The organism is Nitrincola sp. A-D6 (assembly GCF_000764495.1).
GTDB lineage: Bacteria > Pseudomonadota > Gammaproteobacteria > Pseudomonadales > Balneatricaceae > Nitrincola.
Genome location: NZ_JRLB01000074.1, coordinates 45,821 through 54,784, shown reverse-complemented (window position 1 = coordinate 54,784; position 8,964 = coordinate 45,821). Strand labels below are relative to the sequence as shown.

Here is an 8,964-nt window from a genome sequence, read left to right as displayed (position 1 = left end):
AGGTTTTACCCTGACGGTCAGCACCATGAACATGAAAAACAGACTTTGCAATATCAACACCAACACGGATAATAGTCATCTGTGCTTCTCCTCATCGTTAGATGGTTTGTGGTCTACTCACCATTTTGGCACATAGATGCCGGTTAGGTGAGGAGGAGTCCATCCCATTGTGTCACACCAAAGCGATACCACCACCCCAGCATGGCACTAACCCACATGTCACCATGGAAAAAGCGCTGAGTGGATAGATTGAAGGGGTGTGGCGGTTTTTATGCTAGAATAACGCGCTTAATAATGATGCAGCGCAAGGAATCGTCGATGACTGAACCTCAAGGTACTCGCCTTAATATACGTCCCATTACACTGGCTGATTACCCTCAGTTGGCTGATATTATGGCCAAAGTCTATCCAGATCTTGGCGGTGCCTGGTCCGAAGCAACCCTGGCCAAGCTAATCCGGCTGTTTCCCGCAGGACAGATCGCCATCGTTGACCATGATAAAGTGGTTGCTGTGGCATTGACGCTATGTGTTAAGTATGACAAATACTCGATACCACATCGCTATGATGAGGTGATCAATGAAGCGCGCATCCCTGGTCATAATGCCAAGGGCGATGCGCTTTATGGGCTGGATGTGTTTGTTGACCCCAACTACCGCGGTGCAAGGTTAGGGCGGCGTTTGTATGAGGCCCGTAAAGAACTCTGTCGCGATCTTAACTTACGCGCGATCCTGGCCGGTGGTCGTTTGCCTGGTTACCATAAGGTGGCTGACCAGATGGAGGTTACCGACTATATCGAGGCGGTAGGGCGCAAGAGTATTCATGATCCGATCCTGTCTTTTCAGCTATCCAACGACTTCACTGTTAAGCGACTGATGCGCGGCTACCTGCCTGAAGACACCAACTCAGCCGGTTATGCGACACTGCTCGAATGGGACAATATTTTTTACGAGCGTGACGATAACAGCATTGCTTATGAAAGTATCAAATCGCAAGTGCGTGTCGGTGTGGTGCAATGGCAGATGCAACATACCCACTCAGTGGATGACCTGTTAAATCAGGTTGAATTTTTTGTCGATGCCATGTCTGATTACCGTTCAGATTTTGCGCTTTTCCCTGAGTTTTTCAGCGCACCGTTGATGGGTCTGGCGCCGGACTTGTCTGCAGTGGAAGCGATGCGTTTTCTGGCCGGTTTTACCAAAGAGATCTGTTATCGCATGTCGCAGATGGCGGTGAGTTATAACATCAATATTATTGCGGGCTCTTTACCCCTGATTGATAACGATGAAGTCTACAACGTAGCCTATCTTTGTCGTCGGGATGGTAGCGTGGAAGAGCAGCGTAAAATTCACATCACACCTTCAGAGCGGCGTGACTGGATTATCAGTGGTGGCGATCGTATCCAGACCTTTGAAACGGATGCCGGCAGGGTAGGGATTCTGATCTGTTACGATGTTGAGTTTCCTGAACTGGGCCGCATTCTGGCAGAACAGAAACTCGATATCCTGTTTGTACCTTTCTGGACAGATACCAAAAACGGCTACTTGCGGGTTCGACATTGCGCTCAGGCGCGGGCGATAGAAAATGAGTGCTATGTGGTAATCGGTGGCTCTTGTGGTAACTTGCCCCGCGTAGACAATGTTGATATTCAATATGCCCAAAGTGCCGTATTCACACCCTCAGACCTGTTCTTCCCGCACGATGCCATACAAAGCGAAGCCGTGGCCAACTCCGAGCAGTTACTCTTTGCTGATCTGGATATCGATAAGCTGCAGCAGTTGCATTTTGAAGGCTCGGTCAATAATTTGCGTGATCGTCGTCATGATCTGTACCGACTGAAATGGTTTGATGATGCGGAATAGCGTTGCATAGACAGGGTGCAAATGAATACTATAGTAAAATACTAGGTTTTTTATGGTCTGTTGTGCTCCATTTCCATGCCATGGTGCGTAAGTTGAGCTAACACAGGTCGGAGACTAATTACATGCCTTTTAGTAATGCCATTATCAAGATTACAAACTTGCGACTTCGAACCTTTATCGGATTCAATCCGGAAGAGCGTGAAAAAAAGCAAGATGTGGTGATTAATGCCGAGATACACTATCCGGTCAATCGTGGTTGTTTAACGGATGATATTGATGCAGCACTAGACTACAAAGGCATTACCAAGCAAATTATTGCGCATGTTGAAGATGGCCAGTTTCTGTTATTGGAAAAGCTGGTATCCGATGTGCTTAATATCTGTGCGGAACCGGCTGTGGTGACCCATGCTCAGGTACGCATCGACAAGCCTCATGCATTGAGATTTGCCGACTCTGTGTCCTTAACCCTTCAATACGATAAGTGCTAAAGCACAAAGACAGCACACGGGAGCACTTAGGATGATATCAACGGAAGCCGCACGCGTTCGTCAGGTTCTTATTGATCGAGGGCTGGAAACACCGCTTACAGCGCATAGTTTAACGTCAGACGAAAAATACGAAAAAATCAAGCAATCCATGACGGATGTGGTGCAGACATTAGGGCTGGATATGACTGATGATAGTCTGGCCGAAACCCCTCATCGCATTGCTAAAATGTATGTGTATGAGATTTTCTCTGGTCTCGACTATAGCAACTTTCCAACCATGTCCTTGATCGAAAACAAGATGCAAGTGGATGAGATGGTCAAGGTCTCTGCTATAGATCTTACCAGCACCTGCGAACACCATTTTATTACCATTGATGGTTCAGCCAAGGTAGCCTATATACCTGGCGATAAGATTATTGGTTTGTCTAAAATCAATCGCTTAGTCAGGTTTTTTGCACAAAGACCTCAGGTGCAGGAACGTCTGACACAGCAGATTTTAATCGCCCTGCAAACGCTACTTGAGACTGAAAATGTTGCCGTCTCGATCGAAGCGACACATTATTGTGTCAAATCAAGAGGGGTTATGGATGTCAATTCACGCACTTCCACCACGGCCTTGGGTGGGGTTTTTAAAGCGAATATCCATACCCGTGCGGAGTTTTTAAAATAGTGCTGTTCAGATAAGGAGAAGCGGTTTGAGTGGAACGCTACTGATTACCGGTGTTGGCCAGCGCATAGGTCAACACCTTGCTGAACACCTGCAGGCGCAAGGCTATCAGGTCATCGGAACCTATCGAACTGACAGGCCATCACTGGCAGAGTTAAGCGAGCAGGGCGTTGAGTTGGTTCAGTGTGATTTTAACCAGCCCGCGCAGGTCACTGAATTAGTTGAGAAGGTGCGACATCAGTCACCCGTGTTACGTGGCATTATCCATAACGCCTCCGACTGGTTACCCGATAGTGGTGCCGAGACAGCCGTTGCCACACTCCATGCCATGATGCAGGTACACGTTGCCGTACCCTATCAATTGAATCTGGCGCTGCAGGAGCAGCTAATGGCCTCCGAGGTAGCTGACATTATTCATCTGACTGATTATGTAGCCGAAAAGGGCAGTCGAAAGCATATTGCCTACGCCGCCAGCAAAGCCGCCCTTGCCAATATGACCCTGTCCTTTGCCCAACTGCTGGCGCCCAAGGTAAAGGTCAACAGTATTGCTCCTGCGCTCATCCTGTTCAATGAAGATGACAGCGAAGAATACAAGCAAAAAGCCCGCGCCAAGTCATTGATGAACAAGGAAGCTGGCGCAGATGAAATGTTGCAGACCGTGGATTACCTGCTACAAAGTCGCTATGTCACCGGCCGCAGTCTGGCCGTTGATGGTGGGCGTCATTTAAAATAGACACCACAGACCTGTTCCATGGTTTCCCGAATCGGCGCATTGATCTGCAGTTGAGATAGTTCGTCAGCCCGTGTGCGCCCCAGGCTGAGAGTAGCTATCGGTATGCCCCATTCGGCGGCGCGACGACTGAAGCGAAACCCCGAAAACACCATTAGCGATGAGCCTATCACCAGCAGGCCATCACTGGCTCTGAGTGCTTCCAGGCAGCTTTCAACGCGTTGTTTGGGTACGTTATCACCGAAAAATACCACGTCCGGTTTCAAAATACCGCCACATTTCGGGCAGTCAGGTACTTTAAAGCGAGAGAAGTCCATTTCCACATGTGCATCGCCATCAGGAGCGGCTACCGCCTTAATCGCTGCAAATTCCGGATTGATCTCAGCCGCACGTTGATGCACTTCATCCCGCTCGGCACGATAATGGCAGGTCATGCAAATCACCTGGTCAGAGCGACCATGCAGGTCAGTCACTTGATGAGAGCCGGCTTTCTGATGCAACCGATCGACATTCTGCGTGACTAGCTGTTGCACATGACCGCTATGTTCCATTTGAGCAAGATTAAAATGCGCGCTGTTGGGTTGAGCGTCACGTATCACCGGCCAGCCGGGAAGGCTGCGCGCCCAGTAACGTTGACGAACATCTGGCTGGGTCATAAAAGCCTGGTGCTGGACTGGCTGCTTTTGTTTCCACTCACCACGGGCATCACGGTAATCCGGAATACCTGAATCGGTACTGACACCCGCACCCGTGAGTACCACCAGACGAGGATGCTGCTGGATAAAATGCAGCAGCTTTTCGACAGCATCACCGGCCAAGGGTGGTGCTGATATCACCTCAGTTACCGAAGTGGATAGCGTTCTCATAATAAGCATTCGCCTCTAGCGCGGTGAATATGATTTCCACCGGATTGTAACCCTCTGCATTCAAATGCTTGGCAATCACAGCGGCACTTCGGTCTCTGGCCGCCTGGCCGCGTTCGAACCAGCGCACATCGACGAACGGGAAGGGGGCACAATTTCACCCGATAGAATCTGTGTAGAATGAATGACTTCCAATAGAAAATTGTCAGGTGTGGTGTCCATGGCCTGACACAGATCATCGACCAGTTGCTGCGAACACTGTTGAATGGCCTGAGTATCGATACCGTGAAATTGAAGCTGTGGCATGAATAAATTTCCTTAAATACGAGATGGTTAAGCTGTCAGTCATTTTACACTGAATAGAGTAGCACTATGATAAATATCAATTCTGTTACGTTCAAACGGGTTTGCCTGGTTCTATTGCTTGGTGGTTTAAGTGCCTGTGCGGCTCACTACCCGTTGGGTATACCTGAAGAGCAATGGGTGTTACTCACACCACAGCAGCAACTGGATGCGCGCAGCCAGCAGGTAGCACTGAATCAGGCTTCTCAGGCCCGCCGAGAGGCAGAGGCGCGCGCACGCGAAGCTGAAGCGATTAAAGCAGCGGCTGAACTGGATCAGCGCCGGCGTGATGCCGGTTACGGTGAGCGGGTGCAATGCATACTGGAGTCAGCCGAAGGTTATATCCGGGGGCGCTGGGAACCTGTGCGTCCCTTGGCGATGGACCTTGTTAGCGGTTATCCGGTTGAAATCACTCTGTCCGATACGCGCAATCGTTATCAACAAGACTTATACGCAGGGTTTGATGGTCAGGTGGTGCGCTTATGTCGTTCGCCGCGTGCACTACAGTGGTCAGCGAATAGTGAGTGTATCGAGATGGCTGCGACGCGCCAGCAACTGCAGCGCGGCGTCAGTCGTCACCTCGAGCAGGAGCACTTCCTGCGTGGATCGCTCTACTGTGATCTGGTACCTCAGGCGCCGTCAGGGCGGCGCCTGATAATCCGGTAATCAGACAGGTTCAGCCCAAAGATCGTATTCATCCGCGTCCACAACACGTGCCCGGATAATCGTACCGGGTTTGAGGTGAGTGGCGTTGTCGAGGTACACCTGGCCGTCGATTTCTGGTGCATCAGCTTTACTGCGTCCTACAGCGCCTTCTTCGACCACTTCATCAATGATGACATCGATTTCCGTGCCAATGCGCTGCTGCAGTCGGGCTGCGCTGATGCGCGCCTGAACCGCCATAAAGCGCTCCCAGCGATCCTGCTTGATTTCATCAGGAATGGCTTCAGCCAAATCGTTTGCTGTGGCGCCATCAACAGGGGAGTATTGGAAACAGCCGACACGATCAAGCTGCGCTTCTTCAAGAAAATCCAGCAGCAGCTGAAAGTCTTCTTCAGTTTCACCCGGGAATCCGACAATAAAGGTGCTGCGAATCACCAGCTCAGGACAGATCGCACGCCAGGTATGGATGCGTTCCAGGGTGTTTTCGGCATGCGCAGGGCGCTTCATCATGCTTAACACACGTGGGCTGGCATGCTGAAACGGGATATCTAAATAGGGAAGGATCTTGCCTTCGGCCATCAGTGGAATGACTTTGTCCACAGATGGGTAAGGGTAGACATAGTGCAGGCGTACCCAAACCCCTAAATCACCCAGTGCCTGACAGAGTTCCAGCAGGCGGGTTTTGACTGGACGGCCATTCCAGATACTTAATGGATACTTTAAGTCTACCCCATAAGCACTTGTATCTTGAGAAACTATTAGTAATTCCTTAACACCCGCTTTCACCAGTCCTTCAGCTTCACGCATTACCTCATCAGCTTTGCGCGATACCAGATCACCACGCAGCGATGGGATGATACAAAAGGTGCAGCGATGGTTGCAGCCTTCACTGATTTTGACATAAGCGTAATGCCTTGGTGTCAGCTTTATACCCTGGGGCGGTACCAGACTAATAAACGGATCATGCTCAGCTTGATGAGGCGCGTGCTCATGTACGGCGCTAACAACAGACTCATAGGCTTGAGGACCTGTGACAGTAAGCACCTGTGGATGCAGATTACGGATCTCTTGCTCATTAACACCCAGGCAGCCGGTGACGATAACGCGACCGTTTTCTTTGATTGCTTCACCGATGGCATCCAGTGATTCAGCCTTGGCGCTATCGATAAAGCCACAGGTGTTTACCACCACTATGTCGGCATTATCATAGGAAGGGGAGATCTCGTAACCTTCAGTGCGAAGCTGTGTAAGGATACGTTCAGAATCGACCAGTGCCTTGGGGCAGCCCAGACTGACGAAACCTACCTTGGGTGCATTCATGTAATCCAAAAACCTCAATTAAAAAATCAAAGCGCGATTTTAACCAAAACGGCTGCCACTAGCGAGAAAACTCGCTTGCACACTGGATACAGCATGGTAATATCAACCTACAATACATACCATTCAATACGTATCGTGTACTAATAATATGGCCAGATCCAGCAATACGCATCAGGCGGTCCTCAAAGCGGCCGACACACTACTAGAGCAGGGCATACGTCCAACGCAGCAGAATGTGCGCGAGCTCATAGGTAGCGGCAGTATCACCACGATCAACCGGGCACTGGGTGACTGGTGGGCCTCTCTTAGCGAGCGGCTTCATCGTCGTCAGGATCATCCGGAGCTGCCAGAACCTGTAGTAAAGCTCGCCAGTCAGACCTGGGACCGGGCACTGGCTTATGCCGAAAAACGTTTTCATGAACAGGTCACACTCTATAGCGATAAAATCGCCACTTTGGAACAAGCGCTCAAGCAGGCAGAGCAAGGCGGTGGTCAAGCGCTTTCAGCTTTGCAGCATGAACATCAGGCCCTACTGCAACGCCACACAGTACTTCTTGAGGAATTCCGGCAGCATAGCCAGGACTACAGAGACCTGGAAGAAAAGCTGTTTCGTGTTTCAGCCAAGCTGGATACGGCTGAGCGCGAGTTGCATCAAGCCAGTCAAATTTCTCCAGGTCTGTCACAAAATGATGAAGTCATTGAATATCGTGTTAAAATCCGTATTCAGGAAGAAGAGTTAGCCCGGTTGAAAAAGCAAAACACCGATTTACAATCGGACAATGCCGGGTTGCGCCGCCAGTTAAGTGAGGCTGAAAAACAAACACTTGAGCAGCGGCATCAGATGGAGCTTATTAAAGCGCGATACTCTGTATAATCCCGATTGAAATCAAGAGTTAATCTGCTGAAATTATGGAACAATTTATACCTGAAGGTAGCTCCGTTCAAAGCATTCGCGAAATGATTCGTAGCGCCGCTGTTGGTGAGGTGTTTTGTTGCCGTGATGTGGAGTTGTTTGAGACCGCCAAGGTGGCATTGGTTGCTGAGAAGGTTGCAGGTATCTGTATACAGTTGGTTGACGATGGTGACTATGTTGTTCGACAAGTATCATCCAAGCGTCGTGCCGATCAGAAAAAAAAGCGATCAGCTCAATGACAGGCAATTAGCAGTCATTCGTGCACTGGAAAAAGTTTTACAACATTGTCGCAAGGAGGGCGTACAACTGATAGGATTTAGTGATGAGTTGGTAGCGCAACCAGCTCATCTGGACCCTGCGGAGGGAATATCGCCTTTTGCGCTTGACCTTGATGTACACGACGTATATCGGGGCGCAGATAGTTTGAGAAAGGGCGTGTAACTATGACAATCCGTTTACTACTGGTCGATGATCACTCCATCATTCGTGCCGGTTACCAGCAGATATTACAGAAAAATCCTGATATAGAGGTGGTAGCCGAAGCCGAAACCGGCTACTGCGCAATCAAGGCGTGTAAAGAGCACAAGCCTGATGTGGTGGTGTTGGACTTATCCATTCCGTTTAAAAAAGAATCCGAGGAAGTGTCCTCCGCCTGCGGCCTTGAAACCATTCGCAAAATCATTGGCATGAACAAAAAAGCCAAGCTTCTGGTACTGACAGCCATGAGCGGTGAGCCCTATCCATCTCAGGCGGTTACGGCCGGTGCCATGGGGTATCTGACCAAGCATTGTGCGCCAGATGAGCTGATTTTAGCCGTAGAGTCCGTGGCTAAAGGCATACCCTATTTCTCGGCCGCAGTACAACATGAGATGGATGGTGCCGTTACTCAGTCGCCTGCATCCTGCCTGAGTAAACGTGAACTTGAAGTATTCAGTATGCTGGCTGAAAGTTACTCGGCCAGCAAAATTGCTGATGCCATGTCTCTCAGTCCGAAAACGGTACATGCACATCGTGCCAATATCCTGCGTAAACTCAAGCTCAAGAATAATGCCGAGCTGGTCAAGCTGGCGGTACGTTCCGGCTTTACCGCCAGTTGAGCTTGAGCGCTACGCCAAGCT

Annotated in this window: 10 protein-coding genes and 1 pseudogene; 8 read left to right on the top strand and 3 right to left on the bottom strand. The window is 49.9% G+C overall.

What is annotated here, in order from left to right; all coding sequences use genetic code 11:
• The first annotated feature begins 318 nt into the window (after positions 1–318).
• The 4 genes from LH51_RS11980 to folM all read left to right on the top strand — a co-directional run bounded on the left by LH51_RS11980 (position 319) and on the right by folM (position 3,748).
• A complete protein-coding gene (locus LH51_RS11980) occupies positions 319–1,860 on the top strand; it encodes a bifunctional GNAT family N-acetyltransferase/carbon-nitrogen hydrolase family protein (protein ID WP_036522403.1) in 1,542 nt (513 codons plus the stop codon).
• Positions 1,861–1,982: 122 nt separating this feature from the next.
• Entirely contained in the window at positions 1,983–2,348 is a 366-nt protein-coding gene (gene folX / locus LH51_RS11975; protein ID WP_036522399.1) for a dihydroneopterin triphosphate 2'-epimerase, read from the top strand.
• A 31-nt stretch (positions 2,349–2,379) separates the two neighbouring features.
• Complete coding sequence (gene folE, locus LH51_RS11970) at positions 2,380–3,018, top strand: GTP cyclohydrolase I FolE (RefSeq protein ID WP_036522395.1); 639 nt, start codon at positions 2,380–2,382, stop codon at positions 3,016–3,018.
• A 25-nt stretch (positions 3,019–3,043) separates the two neighbouring features.
• On the top strand, positions 3,044–3,748 hold the full coding sequence (gene folM, locus LH51_RS11965) for a dihydromonapterin reductase (protein WP_036522393.1): 705 nt from the start codon (positions 3,044–3,046) through the stop codon (positions 3,746–3,748).
• Here folM and LH51_RS11960 read toward each other — a convergent pair.
• Together LH51_RS11960 and LH51_RS11955 are read right to left on the bottom strand one after the other, a co-directional pair.
• Positions 3,736–4,611, bottom strand: coding sequence for an NAD-dependent protein deacetylase (locus LH51_RS11960; protein WP_200881983.1), 876 nt, complete (start codon positions 4,609–4,611; stop codon positions 3,736–3,738). The genes folM and LH51_RS11960 overlap by 13 nt on opposite strands.
• Positions 4,583–4,914 (bottom strand): annotated as a pseudogene (locus tag LH51_RS11955) (DUF1904 family protein). Before LH51_RS11955 ends, LH51_RS11960 begins: the two are co-directional and overlap by 29 nt.
• A 66-nt stretch (positions 4,915–4,980) precedes the next feature.
• Between LH51_RS11955 and LH51_RS11950 the strand changes: the two are divergent.
• Positions 4,981–5,616, top strand: a complete 636-nt coding sequence (locus tag LH51_RS11950) for a hypothetical protein (protein ID WP_052063732.1) — start codon at positions 4,981–4,983, stop codon at positions 5,614–5,616.
• Here the strand turns inward: LH51_RS11950 and rimO are convergent, their stop codons facing one another.
• On the bottom strand, positions 5,617–6,933 hold the full coding sequence (rimO, locus tag LH51_RS11945) for a 30S ribosomal protein S12 methylthiotransferase RimO (RefSeq protein WP_036522388.1): 1,317 nt from the start codon (positions 6,931–6,933) through the stop codon (positions 5,617–5,619).
• Between the two features lie 148 nt (positions 6,934–7,081).
• On the opposite strand from rimO, the gene LH51_RS11940 reads away from it, so the two are divergent.
• The 3 genes from LH51_RS11940 to LH51_RS11930 all read left to right on the top strand — a co-directional run bounded on the left by LH51_RS11940 (position 7,082) and on the right by LH51_RS11930 (position 8,943).
• Positions 7,082–7,807, top strand: coding sequence for a DNA-binding protein (locus tag LH51_RS11940; protein ID WP_036522385.1), 726 nt, complete (start codon positions 7,082–7,084; stop codon positions 7,805–7,807).
• 35 nt (positions 7,808–7,842) lie between these two features.
• Complete coding sequence (locus tag LH51_RS20575) at positions 7,843–8,085, top strand: hypothetical protein (RefSeq protein ID WP_036522383.1); 243 nt, start codon at positions 7,843–7,845, stop codon at positions 8,083–8,085.
• A 204-nt stretch (positions 8,086–8,289) separates the two neighbouring features.
• The gene (locus LH51_RS11930; RefSeq protein WP_036522382.1) at positions 8,290–8,943 is read left to right on the top strand and encodes a response regulator; all 654 of its coding nucleotides are present in this window, start codon (positions 8,290–8,292) and stop codon (positions 8,941–8,943) included.
• The last annotated feature ends 21 nt before the right edge of the window (positions 8,944–8,964 follow it).